Here is a 22,836-nt window from a genome sequence, read left to right on the forward strand (position 1 = left end):
AGGTTTTTCAAATCGATCCGGACAAACTCATATTAACTAACTAATCATTTTTAACTCGAAAGGAGAGTACTATGTCACTTGAAAATATCAAAAAATACGAATTCGGTAAGCCCTTAAATACAGGTGCTGTTGTTGTGGACATTCCGAAAACAGAGGGAATTCCCACAGGTTTTACCTATGATGAGGGTTCTAAAGAAATCACTACAACTCTTAACAAAAAGGATGTGGTATACGGTCTTGGCGAGACTATCCGCGGTATAAACAAGCGCGGATGGCTCTATATAAGCAATAATGCAGATGAACCGCACCATGAGGAGACCAAGCACGGCCTCTACGCATCTCAGAACTTCCTGATGCTGGATGACGGTAACAGGTGTTTTGGTATTTTCGTGGATAATCCCGGAATCGTCAAGTTTGACATTGCATATACTGACGCAGATAAGTTCACCATCCGTTTTGAAGATAATGATACATATTTCTACGTTATAGATGGAAAGACACCTTATGAGATCGTATCATCCTTCAGAGAACTCATTGGACGTAGCTATATTCCTCCGCTTTGGGCCTTTGGATTTGGTCAGAGCCGCTGGGGCTACAAGACTGCCGATGATGTTCGTGAGGTGGCAATAAGATATAAAGAGCTTGGAATTCCCCTTGATATGATCTACATGGATATCGATTACATGCAGGATTTCAAGGACTTTACCATTAATCCTGAGCGTTTCCCTGATTTTGAGGCATTCGTTAAGGAGATGAAGGATGAGGGCATCCGCCTTGTTCCCATTATCGATGCCGGTGTTAAGATCGAGGAAGGCTATGACGTCTATGAAGAAGGCGTTAAGGAAGGATATTTTTGTAAAAAAGAGGATGGTACAAACCTGGTGGCAGCTGTTTGGCCCGGAAAAGTTCACTTCCCGGATTTCCTTAACAGCGCTGCAAGAAAATGGTTCGGAGATAAGTACAAGCTACTTACAGATGCAGGAATAGAGGGCTTTTGGAATGATATGAACGAGCCTGCTATTTTCTATACAGAGGATCACCTCAAGGAAGTTTTTGCAGAAATAAAGGACTATGAAAATAAGGAGCTTGATATTTGGGGATTTTTCGCATTTAAAAATCTCATAGGCTCCATTGATAACAATCCTGAGGATTACAGGAGATTTTATCATGATTTTGATGGCGTGAAAGTACGCCATGACAAGGTTCATAACCTTTACGGTTTCTACATGACAAGATCCGCAGGCGAAGCCTTTGAGCGTAACAATCCGGATAAGAGAATTCTTATGTTTTCAAGATCGTCCTATACCGGAATGCACAGATATGGCGGCGTTTGGACAGGAGATAACACCTCATGGTGGAGTCATCTGCTGCTTAATATCAAGCAGATGCCATCGCTTAGCATGACAGGCTTTTTGTATTCAGAAGCTGATGTGGGCGGCTTTGGCGGCAATACCACAGAGGACCTTGTTATGCGCTGGACTGAGTTTGGTATTTTCACACCTCTTTTCAGAAACCATTGTGCCCTGGGCGGCAGAGAGCAGGAGCTTTATCAGTTCGGAAAGCCTGAGGACTTCAAGAATATCGTAGAACTCAGATATTCGCTTGTTCCTTATATTTATTCAGAATTCATGAAGGCTGTTTTGAATAATGGAATGTACATGGCACCTCTTTCCTTTGAGTATAGGGATGATGAGAGATGTCGCGAGATAGAGGATCAGCTTCTGGTGGGCGATTCCATCATGGTTGCACCTGTCTATGAGCAGAATAAGACCGGCAGATATGTATATTTGCCTGAAAAGATGAAGCTTATCAGATTCAGAAGCTATAACGATTTTGATGAGGAAATCCTTGAAGCAGGCGATCATTATGTAAAGGCAGAGCTTAACGAGGTCCTTGTTTTTGTAAGACCCGGAAAGGCACTTCCACTGACAAAACCCGCGAAATGTGTGGATGATCTTAGCTGGGAGGGACTTAACTACATTACTTTTGATGCGGATCCTGAGAGCTATGATATGTACAAGGATGACGGTATCAGCAGACTGTAATTTTTTCATAAGATTTTATTCGAGGGGACATAAAAATGGGACTGTTTGATAAGCTTTTTCATGGCAACAAAATAGAGATAGCAGCACCTGTAAATGGAGAGATAGTTCCAATAGAAACTGTGAGTGATCCCACATTTTCGCAGGAAATGGTAGGAAAAGGAGTGGCTATTATTCCTTCTGAGGGCAAGTTCTATGCTCCTGCGGACGGTGAGCTGGTGGCTGTTTTTCCTACGGGACATGCTTATTGCATAAACACTGATGATGGAGCCGAGCTTTTGGTTCACATCGGAATAGACACTGTAAAATTAAATGGGGAATTTTATACAATACACGCGCAGCAGGGAACCAGAGTAAAAAAGGGTGACCTGATCGTAGAAGTAGACATAGAAGGCGTTAAAGGCGCCGGCTACGATATAATAACACCTGTGATTATTTCTAATCACGCCAAGTTTAAGGGGCTTGAAAAGGTGAGTGGTAAGGCGGTAGTCGGGGAACCTGTAATCCTTCTTAGTCAGTAATATAACTAACAATTTAATAAAGTAGTGGGAGGTGTTGTTGTATGATGAAGTATTTACAGAAAATCGGCAAATCACTGATGTTGCCTGTAGCGGTTCTTCCTGCAGCAGGTATTCTCTATGGTATCGGTTATTGGATCGATCCCAGCGGATGGGGCGCAAACAGCGTTCTTGCGGCGTTTTTTATAAAAGCTGCTTCCGCTATCATTGATCAGATTCCGATCCTGTTCGCTATCGGTGTTTCCGTGGGCATGGCAAAGGATCATGACGGCACTAGTGCTTTGGCAGGTCTTGTATCTTTCCTTATGATCACGACACTCCTTAGTTCAGGCGCTGTTGCCATGTACAAAGGGGTTGACGTATCAGAAGTTCCTGCAGCTTTTTCCAAGATCAGCAATGCGTTTATCGGTATTCTCGCAGGTGTTATCGGATCAAGCTGCTACAACAGATTTAAGGACACTAAGCTTCCGGACTGGCTGGCATTCTTTAGCGGAAAGAGATGCGTAGCAATAGTAACCGCAGGTGCATCCATTATTACAGCGGCTATTCTCTATTTTGTATGGCCTCTTATCTTTGCTGCACTCGTTGCTTTCGGAACAGCTATCATCGGCCTTGGCCCTGTGGGCTCAGGTATCTATGCAATGCTTAACCGTGCGCTTATTCCTCTTGGATTGCACCACGCACTGAATGCGGTATTCTGGTTCGATACAGCAGGAATCAACGACCTTGGCCTTTTCTGGTCAGGCGCTGACGGAGCAGTAAAGGGTGTTACAGGACAGTACATGACAGGATTCTTCCCGGTTATGATGTTCGGTCTTCCTGCAGGTGCTCTTGCAATGTATCACACAGCCAAGGATACCAAGAAAAAAGAAGCTGCAGCACTGCTTATGGCCGGTGCTCTGGCATCATTCTTTACAGGTATCACAGAGCCTCTTGAATTTGCATTTATGTTCATGGCTCCCGGCCTTTACCTTGTACATGCAGCTCTTACAGGCGTATCAGCTATCATTTGTACACTGCTTCCTTTCAGAATCGGATTCAACTTCTCAGCAGGTCTTGTAGACTGGATACTCAGCTTCAAGGCTCCTATGGCTGTTAATCCCTGGATCCTGATTCCGATAGGCTTGGTATTTGGCGTTATCTATTATGTTATTTTCAGAATCGTTATTCTGAAGTTTGACTTAAAGACTCCCGGAAGAGCTGATGATGAAGAAGAGGATGAAGGCGCTGTTCTTGCAAATGATGACTTCACATCTATTGCAAGCCTTGTTCTTGCAGGTCTTGGCGGTAAGGAAAACATCAAAGAACTTGACTACTGCGCAACAAGAATCCGTGCTGAGATAAATGATTATACTCAGGTGGATGAGAAGGCTATTAAGAAAGCCGGTGTTGCAGGTATTATCCGTCCTTCCAAGACAACAGTTCAGGTTATTGTAGGACCTAAGGTACAGTTCGTTCATGATGAATTAAAGAAGATGCTTTAATAGAAATTTAATTAAATATGTTGATTTATCGCATGGTTTTATTATGATTTCAAGGTTATAATCTAGTTGAGACTAATAAGTCTTTGAAAGGAGATGCGCAGTAATGACGATTAACAAGAATAAAGATGGTAACAGCTTAAAGGTAGCGATTGAGGGAAGACTTGATACCACGACAGCGCCTCAGCTTGAAGAGGAACTGAAGAGTTCATTTGAAGGTGTAGAGAAGCTGGAACTTGATTTTGCAAAGCTGGAGTATATCTCATCTGCGGGTCTTCGCGTACTTTTGTCTGCTCAGAAGGTTATGAACAAGCAGGGCACTATGGTTATCAAAAATGTCAGCGATGAGATCAGCGAGATTTTCGAGGTGACAGGCTTTAGTGATATTTTGACCATCGAATAATAATATATGATCCAGAGTCTGAGTGTTGTGCGAAAGCGCTTCACTCAGATTTTTTAGTTTATACGCAGGTTAAAGCCTTTTTATAAATTCATTATTCTACTAAGGAAAATAAAAATGAGAATCATTTTTACTTCAGACACACACGGTCATGTTTTTCCAATAAATTATGCCACGGGGGAGCAGGAAAATTCCGGGCTATTGAGCATCGCAGCCCAGATGGAGGGCGAAAAAGAAAAGGATGGAAACACCCTTGTAATCGACGGCGGCGACAATCTGCAGGGTACGCCTCTTATGGCATATTATTTAAGCCACATGGATGAGTATGATTTAAATCCCATGGCGGAGGGTTTTAATGCCATGGGGCTTGATTACTACACATTTGGGAACCATGATTTTAACTATGGATATGAGGCCTTTAAGGATTTTGCAGAGGCCATGAAGGCCACTTTGGTGTGCGCCAATGTTATAGACAAAACATGCGGACTTGACATCAAAAAGCACGTGATCCACATCCTGGAGGATGGCACAAAAGTCGGCATAACAGGCGCTGTGACAGGGTTTGTGAATGTCTGGGAGCAGGAAAGGAATCTCATTAACTATATAATTGAAGATCCGATAGATGCTTTAAAAAAGGAAAATGAAGAGCTTGAGGGAAAGTGTGATATTAAGGTCTGCATTTATCACGGCGGCTTCGAGGAGGATCTGACCACAGGCACCGTGCTTTCAGATACAGCGGAAAATCAGGCCTGCAGGATAATCAGAGAGATGAATTTTGATATTATTCTGACGGGGCATCAGCACAAACCCATTGAAGGCGTTGCCATGAGCGGAACCTACGGCGTGCAGCCTCCGGACAAAGCCATGCAATACTGCGTACTTGACGCTGAATATGTGGGTATGGATGATAACAGGGATATCAAGGGCAGAACGCTTACCCATAGCGGCTTTAGCGTTATGTCATTCCTTATACCGGTGGAGAAGCACTACGCAGATTTTGAAAAGCTTAATGATGCAAATCCGGGACTTAAGAAGATGAATCAGGATCTGCAGATATGGCTTGATGAGCCAATCGGCTGCCTTGAAAAAGAAATAGAGCCGGAACAAAAGCTTGAATGTGCCATTAATGGCAGTAAGGTTGCGGCGATTTTCAATCAGGTTCAATTGGAGTTTACAGGAGCAGATTTTTCAAGTACAAGCATCTCCAATGATCCTCTGGGACTTCCGAAGAATATTACTGTTCGCGATGTGCTTAACATATACCGTTTTGCCAATACAGAGGTTGTGAAGGAGATCACTGGAGCAGACCTAAAGGAAGCCCTTGAGCGCTCCGCAGAGTATTTTTCCATAGATGAAAAAACCGGAGAAATCTGCGTGTCGGAGGCCTTTTTGAAGCCTAAGGTTGAGCACTATAACTATGACTATTTTGCAGGGCTTTGTTATGAGTTCGACATATCAAGGCCTGTAGGTGACAGGGTTGTGATGCTCAAAAAGCTTGATGGAACTGAGATTTTTCCGGATGAAAAGTACACCATCGTGACAAGCAATTACAGGGCCACAGGAACCGGCGGATATAAGAGCATAGCCAGGGGCAGGACCGTAAGAACCTATACCGAGGAGATGCCGGATCTTTTGATTGATTTTATAAAGAGGAATTCTCCCGTAGGAGAGATCGACAATTGCAGGTATAAGGTGAGGTTTTGATAAAAATGAATTACACATATTTAGTTGAATGTGCGGACGGAACCCTGTACTGCGGCTGGACCAATGACCTTGAGAGGCGCATGGCTGACCATAATGCCGGGAAGGGAGCGAAGTACACAAAGCCCAGACTTCCGGTTAAGCTAGTATATTACGAAGCCTTTGAAACAAAGGAGGAAGCCATGAGCAGGGAGTGGCATATCAAGCAGCTTAGCCGCGCAGAGAAGATGAAGCTCATCACAACAAAAAATGATAATACCCATTTCAATCCATAATAAGTAAGAGAGCCCGCAATTTGTTAGCATAAATTGTGCACATTTGATTTAATGACAGGAGGAAAAATCATGGATTATATAAATGTAGCAAATGGGCCTCAGAACGTATCAAGAATCATTCTTGGATGCATGAGAATGCCTGCTCTTGACGTAGATGGTGCTGCTAAAATCATTAAAACCGCATCAGAAGCCGGAATCAATTATTTTGATCATGCCACCTGCTATGGGGATGGCGAGGCAGAAACACGTTTTGGCGATGCATTCCCGCTTACAGGACTTAATAGAGAGGATATTTTCATTCAGAGCAAATGCGGCCTACATTTTGACCGCCAGGAATTTGACTGGAGTAAGGAAGATATTTTAAGCAGTGTTGACGGCATACTTGCAAGACTTAAAACAGACTATCTTGATGCACTTTTGCTCCACCGCCCGGATCTTCTTTTTGATCCTGAGGAAGTGGCAGAGGCCTTTGACAAGCTCCATTCAGAGGGAAAGGTAAGACATTTTGGTGTCAGCAACGTTACTCCCGGTCAGCTTGAGCTTTTAAAAAAATATGTTAAACAGCCTCTTGTTTTCAATCAGCTGCAGTTTTCACTTGATCAGACACAGCTTATAGATACTGTGCTATACTTAAACAATAAGACAACAGACCGTTCAATCGACAGAGATAACGGCATTCTGGATTACTGCAGACTTAACGATATTACTATTCAGGCTTGGTCACCTCTGCAGATCGGCATGTTCCAGGGCTGCTTCGTTGATCATCCTGATTTCCCTGAGCTTAATGCAGCACTTGCAAAGATCGGCGATAAGTACGGAATTTCCAAGACCGCTGTTGCAATCGCATGGATCTTAAGGCATCCCGCAAAGATGCAGGCTATCGCAGGCACCATGAATCCCGCACATCTCAAGGATATCTGTGATGCAACAAAGGCTAATCTTACTCACCACGAGTGGTATGAACTGTATCTTGCATCAGGCAAGTTTTTACCGTAAAAAGTTAATAAACGCAGAAATAAGCGTAGGTTGGAGGACTATATATGGATAATTCATTTCCGGAGATTAAAAAATTATTTGGCTTTGGCTGCATGAGACTGCCGATGAAGGGCACAGAAGTAGATATCGAGCAGTTTAAGCAGATGGCAGATTACTTCATCGATAACGGTTTTAACTACTTTGATACCGCACACGGATATATCGATGGAAAATCAGAAAAAGCAGTTAAGGTGGCTGTTTCTGACAGATATCCCAGAGAGAAATTCCTTCTGGCAGATAAGCTGACAGAGCCCTATTTCAGCAAGGAAGAGGATATCAGACCTTTCTTCCGGAGTCAGCTTGAGCTTTGCGGCGTAGAGTATTTTGATTTTTATCTGATGCATGCGCAGAATGCCAAGAATTTCGAGCACTTCAAGAAGTGCAGAGCATACGAGACAGCATTTGACCTGAAAAAAGAGGGTAAGATCAAGCACGTAGGTCTGTCTTTCCATGACAGCGCAGATGTTTTGGACAATATCCTTACAACTTATCCCGATGTTGAGTTTGTACAGATTCAGTTCAACTATCTCGACTATGAGGATCCCGGCGTTCAGAGCCGTAAGTGCCTTGAGGTTTGCAAAAAGCATGGCAAGCCCGTAGTTGTAATGGAGCCTGTAAAGGGCGGAAGCCTTGTAAATCTTCCTGAAGCAGCTCAGAAGGTATATGATGAGACCGGTTCAGGCTTATCAAATGCCAGCTACGCTATCAGATTCGCAGCTACACAGGAAGGTATCAGAGTTGTTCTTTCCGGCATGAGCGATTTCGAGCAGATGAAGGACAATGTATCCTTCATGAAGGATTTTAAGCCTCTTGATGAGAACGAGTTTGGCGCTATCGCTAAGGTTACAGGCATCTACAAGGGCCTTGATACAATTCCCTGCACAGCATGTCATTACTGCGTTGAGCAGAATCATTGCCCCATGAACATCATGATTCCGGAGATTTTCTCCTGCATGAACACCAGAAAGATCTTCAACGACTGGAACCAGAAGATGTACTACGAAAACGTAATTACATCCGGCGATAAGGGTAAAGCTAGTGCCTGCATCGAGTGCGGCGGCTGCGAAAATGCCTGCCCTCAGCACCTGGAGATCCGTGCTCTGCTTAAGGACGTTGCCAAGGAATTTGAGGGCTGATAAGGGTAAGGCTTCCTTAAGTATCCGGTGAGGGAAGTCATAACACCAAATAAATAGCACAATTTGAGCAGTACATGACTATTAGTGAATAGTGTACTGCTCTTTTTGTGGGTATAATTAGGGTGACTTTAATGTATTGGAGGTTTTTATGGGAAACTGGGGCGATGATACAGATTTTGAGGTAAAAGCGCTTAAGGATTACGAGGGTCGCTTTACCATCAATTTTAAAAAGATTTTTATGGACGTGGATGAGATCTCGGAAAAGACCCTGGAGGTTACGGATAAGCATCCCAAGGATTCACTTATGAAGCTGTGGGCAGGAACAATGGCAGGTATGTTCATATTTTTCCTGTTTTCATATCAGGTGTTTGCCCTTGTTATAATTCCAATAATTGCGTTCTATCTTATAGCACTGGTTCGAATCTACAAGTGCTGGAAGAGCTTTAAGTACAGTGTTGCGCAGTTCTGGCTCATGAGTATCGCTGCAATTTGCGCTCTGCTGGTGGTTTCTCAGGTTCTGCAGCGATTCCTGGTTAATACATTACTTTAAGGAGAATGACCCAATGGGAGATAAGAATTTTTGTGAAAATCCGATTATAAAAAACATCTATACCGCTGATCCTGCGCCGATGGTTTTGGGAGATACACTTTATCTTTACACAACTCATGACGAGGATGAGCTTATTAATGATTTCTATACAATGAAGGACTGGCGCTGCTTTTCAACCACTGACATGGTGAATTGGACTGATCACGGCGTTATTTTTTCACTGGATGATATTGAATGGGCAGACGACAGGGCCTGGGCGCCTCAGGCGGTAGAGAGAAACGGTAAATTCTACCTTTATTGCCCTGTTCATAAGAAAAACGGAGGAATGGCCATAGCTGTCGGCGTTTCCGATAATCCGGCAGGTCCCTTTAAGGATCTTGGCCATCCACTTGTGGATGAAGGAGACTGGAATGACATAGATCCCACAGTTTTCATAGATGATGACGGACAGGCTTATCTTTATTTCGGAAATCCGGAGCTGCGCTACGTTCTGCTGAATGAGGACATGATCTCTTATGATGAAAAGGTTGGCGTAGTGAAGATTCCCATGACTGAGGAATCCTTTGCGAAGGGCAGTCATGACACAGGTACTTCCTATGGTGAAGGCCCCTGGTTTTATAAGAGGGATGGCCTTTATTACATGGTTTATGCGGCCTTCGGCGTAGATAAAAAGGATGAGCATTTGGCTTATTCAACCTCAGTATCACCCACAGGTCCCTGGGTTTACGGGGGCGTTATCATGACAGAGGAGGACGGTGTTTTCACCAATCACCCCGGTATTGCTGATTTTAAGGGACACTCGTATCTCTTTTATCACACAGGAGATCTGCCCGGGGGAAGCCTTTTCCACAGAAGCGTCTGCGTGGCAGAGTTTTCCTATAACGCCGACGGTTCCATCGATACAATCGACAAATGCGGCGGCGTAAACAAGATTCAGTAGATTTTTTCTTGTAAAAATGCATGCATAGGGATAGAATTTAAAGTAAGCATCAATAAAAGCAGCAATGAACAGGTAAACGGATTAGAGAGGGGGACTAATGAGGGCACTTGTAGTCATTGACATGCAGGAAAAATATCTTGATGAGTACGACGACGGGCTTTTGAAGAGCATAAATCGCAAGATCCGTCTGGCGCACGAAGAAGAGGATGTTTCCATTGTTTATGTAAAAAATGTTGGGTTAACCGGAAGCAGAGCCGGATATGAGCTTTCTGATGGTCTGCTTTTGGTGTCTGATCTTGTGTATGAAAAGGATGAACCCAGCGCTTTTTCATCAAAAGCTTTTACTGATAAAATTAAATGTCTGAAAGCCACAGAGCTTGAGCTTGTGGGCGTTGATGGCAGCTCATGCATCGCGAAAACAGCCATGGATGCCATAAAATACGGCTATAAGACCAAGATCGTCAAGTCATGCGTCGGAGCCAGGGATGAGAAAATCTACGAAAAGGTGCTTGAAGAGCTTGAGGATGCGGGAGTTACGGTTTTATCCTCAGGATCAGGCAAATAGAATAAATAAATGGAAAAAGAAAACTATGCTAAGCGGTTGGCACAATTTTAATGAATATAGCTGTCTCTGAAAATGGATCAGGGACAGCTTTTTTACGGCACCATGTGCCTTTTGGACGATAGAGTCCAATAAATTTCCCAGCACTATATTTAGTGGTTGCAAAACAGAACATACATTCGTATAATTAGAAACACAAACAGAACAATTGTTCACCATGCATGGGTTTTACATTGATTCAGGGTATGCAGTGTACACAGGGCATGCCTTAGTTTCGGAATGGCAGGTGATAGCAGCATTATGGCTAAGAGAATAGGTTATAAGGTTTATGTGGATACGACTGTAAGGTTCTCGTCTGACGGGGAGATTAGGCCATTGTCCATTGTATGGGAGGATGGCAGGAGGTATGAGATCACAAGGGTCAAGGACTGCGTTCCGGGAGCCAGCAGACGTGCAGGCGGAGCGGGGCTTGTCTATACATGTATCGTAGATGGAAAAGAGGTACATTTGTATTTTGAGGACTGTCCGGGGGGAGCAAAATGGTTCCTTGAATCGAAGGCGTGACAGCCTTAAAGAGTTTAGGGGTGATATTTTTTTAAAATATGTTTGACCTTGCCCTTAGGGAATACTTTATGCTTTAAACACAATAATAAAAAGCGAGGTTAAGAAAATGCAGATTGGTAGTTCAAACGATTCAAAGGCAGTAAAGGAGCAGTACTCATCATCAAAGGGGATAAATACGAGATTATCATTTCATGATAAGTGCTCCACGAACAAGCAGGGATATGGTAATTGGATTGTATCGAATTATGAGATCACGGAAGGCATGAAGGTTTTGGAGCTTGGATGCGGAACCGGCAGCATTTGGATGGTGCGATTGACTTACCTAAAGATTATGGTATGTTTATTTCTAAATGATAAAGCAGGAGCGTATTTAACAAACAATGGAATACAGAATAATGACAGAAGACGACCTGCAGTATGTAGCAGAGAAATACACAGAATACTACAACACTGTAGAGGAATGCTGCTGGACACATGAGAAGGCATATAAGAGAATCCATCAGGTTTTAACTATGGAGGATTCCATGTGTATGGTTCAGACAGATCAGGAAGGAAATATAACCGGATATCTTATGGGATATTTCAAGGAATATGATGATATACGGGGCTATTTTCTTGAGGAAATCGTGATATTTATGGGCCATCAGGGAAAAGGCTACGGCACAGCTTTCCTGAAGCATTTAGAAGAGGTAGTCAGAGAGAACGGGGTTTCAATAGTTGAGCTTAGCAGCGTTAATGATGACAAGCATGAGAAATTCTATTCCGGTTTAGGCTTTTATCCCGCTGATAACTTTGTACTGATGAGTAAGTTCATGGAATAAATGCTAAGAGGAATTACAAGGAGAGAAACATGGAATTGGAATTAAAGAGGACTTATAAATTTTTCGGGTGGCAGGATGCAGATAAGGTAGCTCCCAAGACCCCTGAATTTGAGAAAATAAAGGATCTCAGATTCATGTATGATATCATGACCGAGATTTGGTGCAGGGAGACCTGTGCGCCCAGGATGAGAGATGATTGGACTAAGGAAAACATGACGCTTGGACAGTGTTCCATCACAGCATTTCTCATTCAGGACATATTTGGAGGAGAGGTTTACGGAACAGAGCTTGAAGACGGAAATTTCCATTGCTACAACGTAATTGATGGAATGACCTTTGATCTTACCAGTGAGCAGTTTGGGGATGAGGTTCTTAATTACGAGAATAACCCGGCACAGCTCAGGGAAGTGCACTTCGGAAAAGAAGAGAAGCATGAGAGGTATCTGTACCTTAAGGCAGAGCTTGGTAAAAAGCTGAATAAATTATCCATGCTTGAGCTTATAGATAAGGCTGCAAAGGGTAGCATAGATGCAGCAGCTGAGCTTGCAGAAGCGTATTTTACAGGAAAGTACGGAGACAAAAATCCGGCCAAAGCTAAAAAATGGGCAAGCTATGCAGCTAAAAAGGGAAGCAGTCTTGCACAGGAGCTGTTATCCAAGCTTTGAAAAGGGAGATATTGAATGAGTGATCATTTTTATTTTGTAAGGCATGGCGAAACTGTATGGAACGTAGAGAACAAAATCTGCGGAGCCACAGACATAGCGCTTACAGATAGAGGACATGAGCAGGCGATAGAGACCGGGGAGAAGATTCTTTCGGAAGGGATTAAGGCCGATGAGATTTTATCATCACCGCTTGTGAGAGCTTCCGAGACAGCACGTCATATATCAGAGATGACAGGGATCCCTATGAGGATCGAGCAGCGTCTTATTGAGCAGAACTTTGGCAGATATGAGTCAACTCCAAGGGACGGAGCAGAGTTCCATGAAGCCAAAAAGCACATGGCAAGCCGTTTTTCTACAGGTGAATCCATGATGCAGCTTGCTCAGAGGATATACAACCTTCTTGATGATATAAGGGATGATGATAAGACATATATCCTGGTGGCCCATAACGGCATTGCAAGGATTGTGGAGTCCTATTTTAGGGAGATGGATAACGAGGAGTTTTCAAGCTTCGGCATAAAGAATTGTGAGATAAGAAGATACGATTTTGACTAATATTGAGTTGTGAAAAGGTATGGGGAAATTGCTCTATAGAGCATTGAAAGGGGAACTAAGTATGAAAAAAGTAAATGTAAAGAAACTACTAACGTTAGCACTTGCGATATGTCTTACTTTTACATCATCATCCGCATTTGCACCTAAGGCAGCCATTAAAGCTCAGGCAGCGGGGAGCATCACCAATCCTACTTCCATGCAGCCAAGCACTGATTATTCAGCGAATTGGAATGGCCTGGCAATGGGTCAGCATGATTGTTATAAAGTGACTCTTCCGGCAGATGGCAAATATACAGTAATTCTTATGGCACAGAATTCATCAGATATGGTTTGCTGTATCAGAAATGCTCAGAGTCTTGATAACGCATCTGTTCTTGAAAGTACCTCTGTTTTTTGCGAGAACTTGAATTCACCATATACAAACACTAAAGCTACTGTTCTTTCTGCAGGAACATATTATATTACTGTTGAAAACAGACTCGGTGAATCAAGTGGCAAATACAAATTAAAGACTACTTACGAGAACTTCGGTTTTTCAGAGACTCCTGACAGCTATGATTCACCTAAGTCTTTAGTAGTGGGCAACACTTACACAGATGCCCTTACAAAAACAGACAGTGAGGACTGGTATAAGGTAACTATTCCCGGAAGCGGAAAATATACTCTTAGATATTCATCATTTCAGAGTACTGTAAGATTCACTCTCAAAGATGTCGATCTTCGTGAAGTAGCAGCAAAAGACGGTTATGAGAATTCTAATGAATCGGTTGATGTTTTCCTTAATACAGGAACTTACTATCTCCATATAAACGGATGGCCTTCAAAATATTCATTCTCACTGAATAACGCCCAGATCAGTCAGTCTTCAATTGCCAAGGTAAAGGCTGTCAGAAATAAGAAGGTAGACGTAACATTCAAGAAAGTAAATGATGTTGCAGGTTATCAGATCAGATATTCAACTGACAAGAATTTCAGGAAAAATGTTAAAACAAAAACCTTTAGCATAAATAAAGCAAAATCTGCTAAAGGCAGTAAGAAAGTTTATACCATTTCAAAGCTTAAGAAAAACAAGAAGTATTACTTCCAGATCAGAATATACGTAGAAAAAAACAACGTGAAATACTACTCTGACTGGTCAAAGTCAAAGAATGTGAAGGTAAAATGATTATTTAGCACCAAGAGCATTGGTGCGGAGAAATGGTTTAGGAATCAGGATTCGTAATCCTCAGGAAACATCAGGATATCGCGAACCATAGTGCTGATGAAATCGCGGCATTGTCCGCAGCCGGTACTACATCCGGTGATCTCCTGGACTTTTTCGAAGGTGTCAGCGCCGCCTTTTACGGCATCAAGGATCATTCCATAGTTGACATTTTTGCAGTGGCAGGCTATTTTTTCACGTTTCATACAGGACCTCCTTGATATTTGTTGGGTTCAGTATAGCAGATTCGGATAACACTTTCATCAGATTGTTTCAGGTTTGAATGAGTCTTTCAAAAGAGGCAGTTTTTGGTAATTCTGCTAATAGGAATCAGTCATTATCACAAGTTAAAATGTTTCTACAGGACGAGGAATTACAAAAACTTCAAATAATTATTTTTTAGAGGCCAGGCAGTGCTTGAGATTTTCTCAGTATTGTCTGGTCTCGCCAATTAATGGGGCATAATTTATGAATAATTAGCGAGAAAACTCCTTCTGACGATGTCGGTCGGGGATGAATCGCCCGTCTTCAACGCTTTGCTTTAACATATTTTCCAGATTTCTCATATTTTCTTCGATGGTCATCTGTCAGATTAACCTAAAACAGTAAAATATACATATACGAGAAAGCTCACAACCATGAGCTTTCTTTTTTTTCACATTTTACATTACTCTCCATTTAGGTTAAATTTTTAAAGCTAAAAATCTTAAAAAGCCGTACCATTTAAGCTATTTTTGTAAAAAGCCGTAATTTTAAAGATAAAAGTGTAAAAAGCCGAATATGAGTGCCAAGGATATAATTATGCCGATAATATTATCGTTATATAAACTTAATTTTATCGATAGGAGGTGCACTAAAAATGTATCGATACGAGGAACCTATTTTCAGGCTGAGAAGTTCAAGCTATGGCAGTAACTATTGGGTATTTCACAGCAGAAAACTTCGGAGAAGAGTAGCAGTATTTTCTAACCTTGAATATGAGAATATTCTTACTCTTGAGATGAATCCTGATGTGGAGTGGTACTGTGAATATCCTTTGGAAACTACTGTCTATATAGGAGGGAAGGAGTCAAAGGTTCTGTTCAATGCATGGGTAAAATATAAAGACGGAACAGAAGAATATCAAGGTGTTGCATATCTTTGCAGTTCTGATGATAGTAAGGATCATGTGAAGGTTGCCTGCCAGTCGGCGTGGTGCTTACAGAATGATGTCAATTTTGTATTCCGAAACGAAAAGAATATTGAAACAGGACCTTTCTATATCCGAAATATATCGCTTCTTGCAGCCAGGGCCAGAAGATTCACAGCTTGTGGAGTAAATGCAGACAGGATCTTCCTAAGTTTTATCCAGGCAAAAAGGCATATATGTATCGGTGAACTTGAAAAGATGGGGCGCCTAGAAAAGTACAGAGCGCTGGATTATATTTCAGATCTGTACTATAGAGGATTGGTCACACTGAGCAATATGAATACAGACTGCATCTCTGCAGATACGGAGGTGATCTCCATTGGCTAATAAAAAATATAATATCGAAGAACTCCGCCAGGCAAGGAGCATGTGGACTGAACCGCTTATCAGTACTGTCCCTGAATCTAAAAGAAGTAGATATATGCTAAAAAAGCAGGCTGTAGATATGTACATAGATGGCGAATCTGTAAAAAAGATTACTGAAATGACAGGTATCCCCGGTTCGAGGATGGTATCGCTGATAGAAAGATGTCTTTCTTCAAATGATGCAGGGAATATTCTTGGATATCACGGCCTTTTAACAGGAAGTAAACCCTTTAGAGAAACGAGATCAGGACATGGCAGAGAGTTTGATCAGCTTCTGGAGAAGTATCCTCAATTGAAAGAGTTCATAATAGGGTGTTATTTTGGTGACAGGAAATATACGCTTGTCAGGAAAATGAACATAACATCACTTCATAGGTTATTTCTTAAAGAATGCCGCAATCTTGGCATCACAGAGTGGCAGTACCCATTTACTACAGAAAACCGTGGATATGTCAGCATGTGTGCCTATGTCCATAAACTTGAAGCTGATAACATTTCTTTAAATGCCAGAAGATTTGATAAAAATACTGCCCAAAAGCTAGCGTCTACAGGGATTGGTCACAGGCTTACAGTCAATCCGGTGGCTCCTTTTGCTACAGTACAGATTGACGGTCACATCATAGATATCGAATATGTAATTGATGTACCCAATACAGACGGCACTGTTAGCAAGGTTGTTGCTACAAGGGCGTGGTTAATAGCCGTGATAGATATAGCAACAAGATGTATCCTTGGATATTCCCTTTCTCAGGAATTTAATTACGACCAGTATGATGTCATGGATGCTATTAAAAATGCCATCATACCGAAAACTCTGCTGGATCTGACCATCGAAGGACTTCAGTATCCATCTAATGGCGGTTTCTATTCAACCGCGTTTTCTGATTTCAAATATGAAGTCTTTGATTCAATAATGCTGGATAATGCAAAATCGCATCTGTCAGCATACACGGTAGGAAAACTTGTAGATGAGCTTGGCTGCTGCGTTAACTATGGATCTGTTGCAACTCCCGAAACAAGAGGAATTGTTGAAAGATTTTTCGGAACGCTAGAGTCCAGAGGATTCCATATGCTGCCATCAACAACCGGGTCAGATACCAAAGATCCTGTCAGAAAAACCCCCGAAAAAAATGCAATAAAATATGATGTCACATATGAACAGATGACTGAACTGATAGATGTTCTCATAGCTGAGTATAATAACACACCCCATAAAGGGGTAGATGGACTTTCACCCTTAGAGTGCATGAGCTGCAAACTGTATCAAGCAGGGCTTTACCCATATGTGGCTGACGAAGATATGATCATATCAGTCATAGAACGTCTGAACATGAGGATGGACAAACGCACTGTCAGAGGTAGGGCAACACATGGCAAACACGCATATATTCAGTTTATGGGTACTGAGTATCGTAGCAAGATACTCTCTGCCACTGAACACTACCTTGGACAGTCACTAACCATCCTTTATGACCCCAGGGATATTTCCAGTATTGAGGCATATGATCAGGATGGCAGATATATAGACACGCTTAAGGCAAGTGGGGAATTCGGTACAAAATCACATTCCGTCAGGACGAGAAAGAATGCCCTGAAGCTTGCCAGAGAGCGTGGGAGATCAAAACTAATATTTGATACACCGATAGATGCATATATATCAAGCCTTGATGACAAGGGAAAGAAAAGCCGGAGAAACGCTACCAGGGCAGATATAGTCAGACGTGAGATTAGCAAGGGCATAGCAGCAGAACAGCAAAGTAATAATACATTTAACCTGGAGACTGTACGTAAAAAACAGGAAACTGGGGCTGTACTAAGGTATGAAGATATTAAAGGGCTTTCACCGGAAGACCTTTATACGTTGATGTTCCAAAGCAGAAAGGAGGGTTAATGCGTGTATTCTGCAAAAGAAGCTGTATCAGCTAATAATATATCAGAACAGTTCATATCACAGATGACTATCCGCTATCTTACTTCCCGTAAGCTTGTATTTCCGACTAAGAGCATCCTTGATGAAGAACGCAGAATCAATTCATGGCTCGGCATAGGAGCTTGTGGGAGTATTACTTATGGAAGAGCCAGGATAGGCAAGACGGTGTGCATGAACTATGTAGCTGAATCCATAAGAAATCAATATGGGAGCCGTGAAATGGTCATTATATGGAATGTGACTGACCACCCCGAAACTGAGAGAAACTTCTATGCCTCGATACTTATGGCTATGGGCTATGAATGTCCCAGATACAGCACCGCACTAATACTAAAAGAACGAGTTCTTAATGAGCTTATATTACGTGCTCACGAGACCCCCTTTAAGAAAGCAGTCATGTTCATTGATGAAGCCTGGAAACTAAGGGAAAAGGATTTTTACTGGCTTATGGATTTATATAACAATCTTAGCGGAAAAGATATCCAGTTATCTGTGTTCATGTACGGGACAAGGGAACTTAAGGATCTTAAGCATTCCTTTAAACTTCAGGGCAAAGATCAGATAGTTGGACGTTTCATGATCAATGAAAGCCAGTTCTTTGGTATACAGGATCCCAAAGAGCTCCAGTTCTGCATGGCTTCGGTAGATAAACTTCATGTTTGCATGACAGACTATGAAATATTATCGGATGGACTTGTGGATTTTTATTTTCCTTACGCAGATGGTAAGACCTTTTTTGATATCAGCAATGACTTCTGGGAAGCATTTCAGCGTGTAAGGATTCAAAAGAGGATTGCGTCAGAAGATATTCCCATGAAATATTTCATAGATTCACTGGTGATCTGCCTCAATATGCATGGAAAACTGGGAAGCTGTCCAATTGCATTCCCTACGAGAAAGGAACTTGAAAGTTGTGTAGCGCTTTCGGGCTATGGTGAATCAGATGATGAATACACTAAATAAAGAGGATTTACTTTTTTCCAGAAAATACAGATGGGATAAAAAATGGGTGAGACCTTATGAATCCATATTCAGCATTCTTGCAAACTTTTGCAGGGTCAACATATGTTCAAGTAAACATGCGCTCAAAATGCTTGGAGCTGAAGCGACCAACGAGAAGAAATATATAGAAGGATTTCAGATGGATGGACATTGCAGAAACAGTTTAGAAACAATCGAGTGCCTTAATAAAATTTTGCCCCAGTGGTATAAAGACAAAATGGAAATCTTTGCGCATATGGATTATAACACTGCAAGATCTTATTTTGGTACATATCATATGCGAATATGCCCCAAATGCCTGAAAGATGGATATCATAGCATAATCCATCAGTTCCATTATGTAAAGACCTGCCCTTTCCACCCGGGAACAGGGACGGATGGGAGATTTGTTTTTGAACATAATTTCTATCACGCTGAAGGAATCAGATGCAGTCCGTATGAGAAAGGGACAGGATTTAATGCTTATTTATTACCCCTTCCTTGTTGCAGGACTAATCCAAATGACTTTTATGATACAGATGTGATCAATAGATCTTTTGAAAAATATGGGAAAGTGTACACTTCAAATATAAGTTATCTTTATTCACCTATTCTTTCTAAAGAAGCAGATAAAACGCCTATAATATCGAAAATGTATGTTGATCGACGCCCGGAAACATATGATTGTTTTCAAGCGGGTTTCTTCACGTGGTTTAATCAGCAGAATGTAGTATATAACCCATTTGAGCGCATAAAGAAGTTCTTCCGTATTATGCCTGCAGAGTATGACTCTTATGATATGGTTGACTGCTTTTTATTCGCAAAATATATGTCTATCATAGGCAAGGGCATTTTCTCACTGTCAGAAAACGCTGTTAACACCTTACATTACGTGGACAGTATCCGTGATTCGGATATGACACTGCTCGCAATATGCTTCACATGGATAATGCAGGGCTTCGAAGAGCCCAGTGATGCTATCAGCGCAGCCTGCCTTGGACACAACATCCGGCCTGTAATGCAAAGAAATTTACGGTCATATACTCTGGAAGATGTTACTTGTGTAGGTGGGATGCGTTTTTACGAAATTGGCGAATCTGAAGCAGATAAAGTTTATCTTAAACTTTTCATCATGTCAGATATGATAGATGACCTATGGATCCAGTTTAAGAAATCAGCAACGTCTACAGGCGGAGTATATATATCTGATCCATGGAACACACTAATAATCCCGACATATCAGGTATTGTATCTGAAACATGAAGATATGTATGAAATAAGGAAATGCTAGCTGTTACTCTGTTGGAATTGACGAGGTAGGGCTAAAGTGTTATATTGTAACTAGAAAATAGTTGCAAGAGGAATTACTGTGCCAAAGAAATCAAAATTACTAGAAAAAATACTGTCCAAACCCGCACCGACAAGTTTTACAATAAGAGAACTGGACGCACTTATGAAGCAATGTGGCTGCGAAAAGTTCGAGGGCGGAAGAGGATCAGGAATAGGCTATTATCATGTTGAAACCAAGCGCATCCTTCAATTTGACGGTCCACACCCAGGCAATGAGCTGTACAGGTATCATGTAAAGATGGTCATAGCATTTCTTAAGGAAGTAGGTGAGATAGAATGATAAGTTCACTGATGGAATACAACGGATATCATGCAAAGGTAGAATTTGACCAGGAAGATCAGATTTTTATCGGTCATGTTCTCGGAATCAATGATTCTCTGAACTTTCATGGAGAATCGGTAAAAGAGCTTTCCCAGTCAATGCATGACTGTATAGATAATTACCTGGATTACTGCAAAAAGATTGGTAAAGAGCCTGAGCGTGAGTTTAAAGGCTCCTTCAATGTCCGTATTAAACCCGAACAGCACAAGAAAATTGCATTATATGCTGCCAATGAAGGAATCACAATAAACCAGTTTGTATCCAGAGCTATTGATGATGAACTGGACATCCTAGAAGGTTAGCCCAAAGACGCAATATTTTTGTTAATTCGCCGATTCGAGAACTGATAACTAAAGATGGATTTTATAATGGAAAGGCCTTGATGACAAGGCTTTTCTTTATTTGTTTCAACTATTAAAAAATAAGGGTATGAAACCTTTTCTGAGCAAATTAGATATGATGAGTTTAAAAAAGTTGTGGAGAAAATTAGGACATTATAATCTGTAGAAGTGATTCATTTCGCTGATTAGATTTCAGTTAAAACTGACTAAGACAAACTAAAGATTTAGGGGCTGAACTAAGTGATAACTATTAAAGAATCAACATATGATGATATCAAGAATATACAAAACCTGTGGGCAGATGAAGACGTCATGCAGTATATCTGGCCAGGAGGATTGCATGAGACAGGGGAAGCAGTACGAGAATGGTTAGATAGATTCATATCTGCAAGACCAAAGCAAAATCATTATTCAATTTTTGAAGATGGCAAATACTGCGGTGAGACTCAATATCGTATTGATTCGGAAACTAAAAATGCTTCTTTGGATATTAAGTTATTTGAATTTGCCAGGGGCCGAGGGATTGCAACGCAGGCGCTACTATACTCTATTCAAGAAGCTTTTAAACAAGGAGCTGAAAATCTGTGGGTTGATCCCCATCCAGCTAATGCCAAGGCAATAAATTTGTACCGTAAGTTGGGATTTATTCAGAAAGAAATGCCTGAGTATGTTATTGCTTTAGGAGAAGATCCTTCTCTTTATATTTACATGGAACTGGGTAAAAAAGAATTCAATGATAAGTTTGAAAAATCTTGCGGGGCAATAGTATACACTATAGACGGTGGAGTAATAAAATATCTTTTAGTTGAGGAGATGAGCGGATCTCACAGCTTTCCAAAAGGACATATGGAAGAAGGCGAGACTGAAATAGAAACTGCGCTTCGTGAAATAAAGGAAGAAACAAATCTGAAAGTCGAGTTAGACACTGAATTTAGAGCAAGCGAACAGTATACGCTTTCAGAAAAACCTGGAGTGACAAAGCAGGTAGTTTATTTCCTTGCTAAGTATAAAGACTCATCTCCGAGCATAACAAGACCAGACGAGGTCAAAGCTCTGAAGATTCTTAAACTTGAAGATGCTATCAATACCATAGAGTATGATAACAAAAAAGAGATGCTTAAAAAGGCTGATAGCTATCTTAAGAGTAAGGCAGAGAATACTTTTTAAATTTCAGTATATATGACAATAGAGAGGTTGATATGAATTTTCTATTTGTAGCACTTGGTGGTGCCTTGGGTGCAGTAGCGCGATATGCAATAAGTCTGATTCCTGTTAAGACTTATTTTCCGATATTAACTCTGATTACAAATATCCTCGGTGCCATACTAATTGGATTCGTTGTTGGAATTACCAGTAACCGAGAAAGTGTATCTGATAATACCATTCTTTTCTGGAAGACAGGGGTGTGTGGAGGTTTTACCACATTCTCTACATTTTCCCTTGAAGCTTTTAATTTGTTTGAGAAGAAACAATATATGAATGGCGGATTATATGTGGTACTGAGTTGTTGTTGCTGCATATTTGGAATTCTATGCGGAAAGAAACTTGCGACGATAATAAAACTTTGAATTTCAGGATAATGAAATAAGCAAATCGGGATTAGTGGAGTAGAACATGGATAAAAAAAGGGCTTTGTCTGGCGCCATAATATTTATAACCCTGATGGGAATCGTAAGTCTGTTTTCGGACATGACTCATGAAGGCGCCAGAAGCATATTGGGCGAATATCTGAACCTCGCAGGGGCATCCGCTACAACCATCGGATTTGTGTCCGGTATAGGAGAATTGTGCGGGTATTCACTAAGGCTCATATCCGGATTTATAGCAGATAAAACGAAGAAATACTGGACATTTGTTATCACAGGCTATGTAATACAGGCTCTGGCGATTCCTGCACTGGCACTCGTACCT

Annotated in this window: 26 protein-coding genes and 1 pseudogene; 26 read left to right on the forward strand and 1 reads right to left on the reverse strand. The window is 41.5% G+C overall.

What is annotated here, in order from left to right; all coding sequences use genetic code 11:
• Positions 1-71: 71 nt before the first annotated feature.
• The 17 genes from G603_RS0113600 (at position 72) to G603_RS0113675 (ending at position 14,410) form a co-directional block, all read left to right on the forward strand.
• Entirely contained in the window at positions 72-2,045 is a 1,974-nt protein-coding gene (locus G603_RS0113600; RefSeq protein ID WP_026670567.1) for a glycoside hydrolase family 31 protein, read from the forward strand.
• Positions 2,046-2,080: 35 nt separating this feature from the next.
• Entirely contained in the window at positions 2,081-2,563 is a 483-nt protein-coding gene (locus G603_RS0113605) for a PTS sugar transporter subunit IIA (RefSeq protein WP_035793275.1), read from the forward strand.
• A 41-nt stretch (positions 2,564-2,604) separates the two neighbouring features.
• Positions 2,605-4,044 (forward strand): N-acetylglucosamine-specific PTS transporter subunit IIBC, encoded by a 1,440-nt coding sequence (nagE, locus tag G603_RS0113610; protein ID WP_026670569.1) that lies wholly within the window; start codon positions 2,605-2,607, stop codon positions 4,042-4,044.
• A 103-nt stretch (positions 4,045-4,147) separates the two neighbouring features.
• Entirely contained in the window at positions 4,148-4,444 is a 297-nt protein-coding gene (locus tag G603_RS0113615) for an STAS domain-containing protein (protein WP_026525195.1), read from the forward strand.
• Between the two features lie 114 nt (positions 4,445-4,558).
• Positions 4,559-6,145, forward strand: a complete 1,587-nt coding sequence (locus G603_RS0113620) for a bifunctional metallophosphatase/5'-nucleotidase (RefSeq protein WP_026670570.1) — start codon at positions 4,559-4,561, stop codon at positions 6,143-6,145.
• Positions 6,146-6,150: 5 nt separating this feature from the next.
• A complete protein-coding gene (locus G603_RS0113625; protein WP_026525196.1) occupies positions 6,151-6,417 on the forward strand; it encodes a GIY-YIG nuclease family protein in 267 nt (88 codons plus the stop codon).
• Between the two features lie 69 nt (positions 6,418-6,486).
• A complete protein-coding gene (locus G603_RS0113630) occupies positions 6,487-7,413 on the forward strand; it encodes an aldo/keto reductase (protein ID WP_026525197.1) in 927 nt (308 codons plus the stop codon).
• Between the two features lie 44 nt (positions 7,414-7,457).
• The gene (locus G603_RS0113635) at positions 7,458-8,588 is read left to right on the forward strand and encodes an aldo/keto reductase (RefSeq protein WP_081669941.1); all 1,131 of its coding nucleotides are present in this window, start codon (positions 7,458-7,460) and stop codon (positions 8,586-8,588) included.
• Positions 8,589-8,736: 148 nt separating this feature from the next.
• Complete coding sequence (locus G603_RS0113640) at positions 8,737-9,138, forward strand: hypothetical protein (RefSeq protein ID WP_026670572.1); 402 nt, start codon at positions 8,737-8,739, stop codon at positions 9,136-9,138.
• A 13-nt stretch (positions 9,139-9,151) separates the two neighbouring features.
• A complete protein-coding gene (locus tag G603_RS20440; RefSeq protein WP_051207888.1) occupies positions 9,152-10,078 on the forward strand; it encodes a glycoside hydrolase family 43 protein in 927 nt (308 codons plus the stop codon).
• A 97-nt stretch (positions 10,079-10,175) separates the two neighbouring features.
• Positions 10,176-10,643 carry a cysteine hydrolase family protein gene (locus G603_RS0113650; RefSeq protein ID WP_026525200.1) on the forward strand — a complete coding sequence of 156 codons (468 nt, stop codon included), beginning with the start codon at positions 10,176-10,178 and terminating at the stop codon, positions 10,641-10,643.
• A 372-nt stretch (positions 10,644-11,015) separates the two neighbouring features.
• Entirely contained in the window at positions 11,016-11,204 is a 189-nt protein-coding gene (locus tag G603_RS0113655) for a hypothetical protein (RefSeq protein ID WP_242834884.1), read from the forward strand.
• A 106-nt stretch (positions 11,205-11,310) separates the two neighbouring features.
• Positions 11,311-11,682 (forward strand): hypothetical protein, encoded by a 372-nt coding sequence (locus G603_RS22430; RefSeq protein ID WP_155832681.1) that lies wholly within the window; start codon positions 11,311-11,313, stop codon positions 11,680-11,682.
• Positions 11,585-12,025 carry a GNAT family N-acetyltransferase gene (locus tag G603_RS0113660; protein ID WP_051198004.1) on the forward strand — a complete coding sequence of 147 codons (441 nt, stop codon included), beginning with the start codon at positions 11,585-11,587 and terminating at the stop codon, positions 12,023-12,025. Before G603_RS22430 ends, G603_RS0113660 begins: the two co-directional genes overlap by 98 nt.
• Before the next feature lie 29 nt (positions 12,026-12,054).
• Positions 12,055-12,690 (forward strand): YunG family protein, encoded by a 636-nt coding sequence (locus G603_RS20445; RefSeq protein ID WP_242834885.1) that lies wholly within the window; start codon positions 12,055-12,057, stop codon positions 12,688-12,690.
• 15 nt (positions 12,691-12,705) lie between these two features.
• Positions 12,706-13,245 carry a histidine phosphatase family protein gene (locus G603_RS0113670; RefSeq protein WP_026670573.1) on the forward strand — a complete coding sequence of 180 codons (540 nt, stop codon included), beginning with the start codon at positions 12,706-12,708 and terminating at the stop codon, positions 13,243-13,245.
• Positions 13,246-13,306: 61 nt separating this feature from the next.
• Positions 13,307-14,410, forward strand: a complete 1,104-nt coding sequence (locus tag G603_RS0113675) for a hypothetical protein (RefSeq protein WP_026670574.1) — start codon at positions 13,307-13,309, stop codon at positions 14,408-14,410.
• Positions 14,411-14,454: 44 nt separating this feature from the next.
• On the opposite strand, the gene G603_RS0113680 is transcribed toward G603_RS0113675, so the two are convergent.
• Positions 14,455-14,652 carry a (2Fe-2S)-binding protein gene (locus G603_RS0113680; protein WP_026670575.1) on the reverse strand — a complete coding sequence of 66 codons (198 nt, stop codon included), beginning with the start codon at positions 14,650-14,652 and terminating at the stop codon, positions 14,455-14,457.
• A gap of 653 nt (positions 14,653-15,305) precedes the next feature.
• On the opposite strand from G603_RS0113680, the gene G603_RS21650 reads away from it, so the two are divergent.
• The 9 genes and pseudogenes from G603_RS21650 to G603_RS0113730 all read left to right on the forward strand — a co-directional run.
• Entirely contained in the window at positions 15,306-15,962 is a 657-nt protein-coding gene (locus G603_RS21650; protein ID WP_051207890.1) for a hypothetical protein, read from the forward strand.
• The gene (locus G603_RS0113690) at positions 15,955-17,892 is read left to right on the forward strand and encodes a Mu transposase C-terminal domain-containing protein (RefSeq protein ID WP_026670576.1); all 1,938 of its coding nucleotides are present in this window, start codon (positions 15,955-15,957) and stop codon (positions 17,890-17,892) included. Before G603_RS21650 ends, G603_RS0113690 begins: the two co-directional genes overlap by 8 nt.
• 3 nt (positions 17,893-17,895) lie before the next feature.
• Positions 17,896-18,894: an ATP-binding protein gene (locus G603_RS0113695; RefSeq protein WP_026670577.1), complete on the forward strand. Its 999-nt coding sequence runs from the start codon at positions 17,896-17,898 to the stop codon at positions 18,892-18,894.
• A complete protein-coding gene (locus G603_RS0113700) occupies positions 18,875-20,203 on the forward strand; it encodes a hypothetical protein (protein ID WP_026670578.1) in 1,329 nt (442 codons plus the stop codon). Before G603_RS0113695 ends, G603_RS0113700 begins: the two co-directional genes overlap by 20 nt.
• Positions 20,204-20,281: 78 nt before the next feature.
• Entirely contained in the window at positions 20,282-20,542 is a 261-nt protein-coding gene (locus G603_RS0113705) for a type II toxin-antitoxin system HicA family toxin (protein WP_013282470.1), read from the forward strand.
• Entirely contained in the window at positions 20,539-20,886 is a 348-nt protein-coding gene (locus tag G603_RS0113710; RefSeq protein WP_022766333.1) for a type II toxin-antitoxin system HicB family antitoxin, read from the forward strand. The genes G603_RS0113705 and G603_RS0113710 overlap by 4 nt, the downstream gene beginning before the upstream one ends.
• A 279-nt stretch (positions 20,887-21,165) precedes the next feature.
• Positions 21,166-22,092, forward strand: a complete 927-nt coding sequence (locus G603_RS21655) for a GNAT family N-acetyltransferase (RefSeq protein ID WP_013282472.1) — start codon at positions 21,166-21,168, stop codon at positions 22,090-22,092.
• A 32-nt stretch (positions 22,093-22,124) separates the two neighbouring features.
• Positions 22,125-22,493 (forward strand): fluoride efflux transporter CrcB, encoded by a 369-nt coding sequence (crcB, locus tag G603_RS0113725; protein WP_013282473.1) that lies wholly within the window; start codon positions 22,125-22,127, stop codon positions 22,491-22,493.
• A 46-nt stretch (positions 22,494-22,539) separates the two neighbouring features.
• Positions 22,540-22,836, forward strand: a pseudogene (locus G603_RS0113730) (MFS transporter); the annotation flags it as partial.

The sequence above is a fragment of the Butyrivibrio sp. AE3006 genome (genome assembly GCF_000424165.1).
Taxonomy (GTDB): Bacteria; Bacillota; Clostridia; order Lachnospirales; family Lachnospiraceae; genus Butyrivibrio.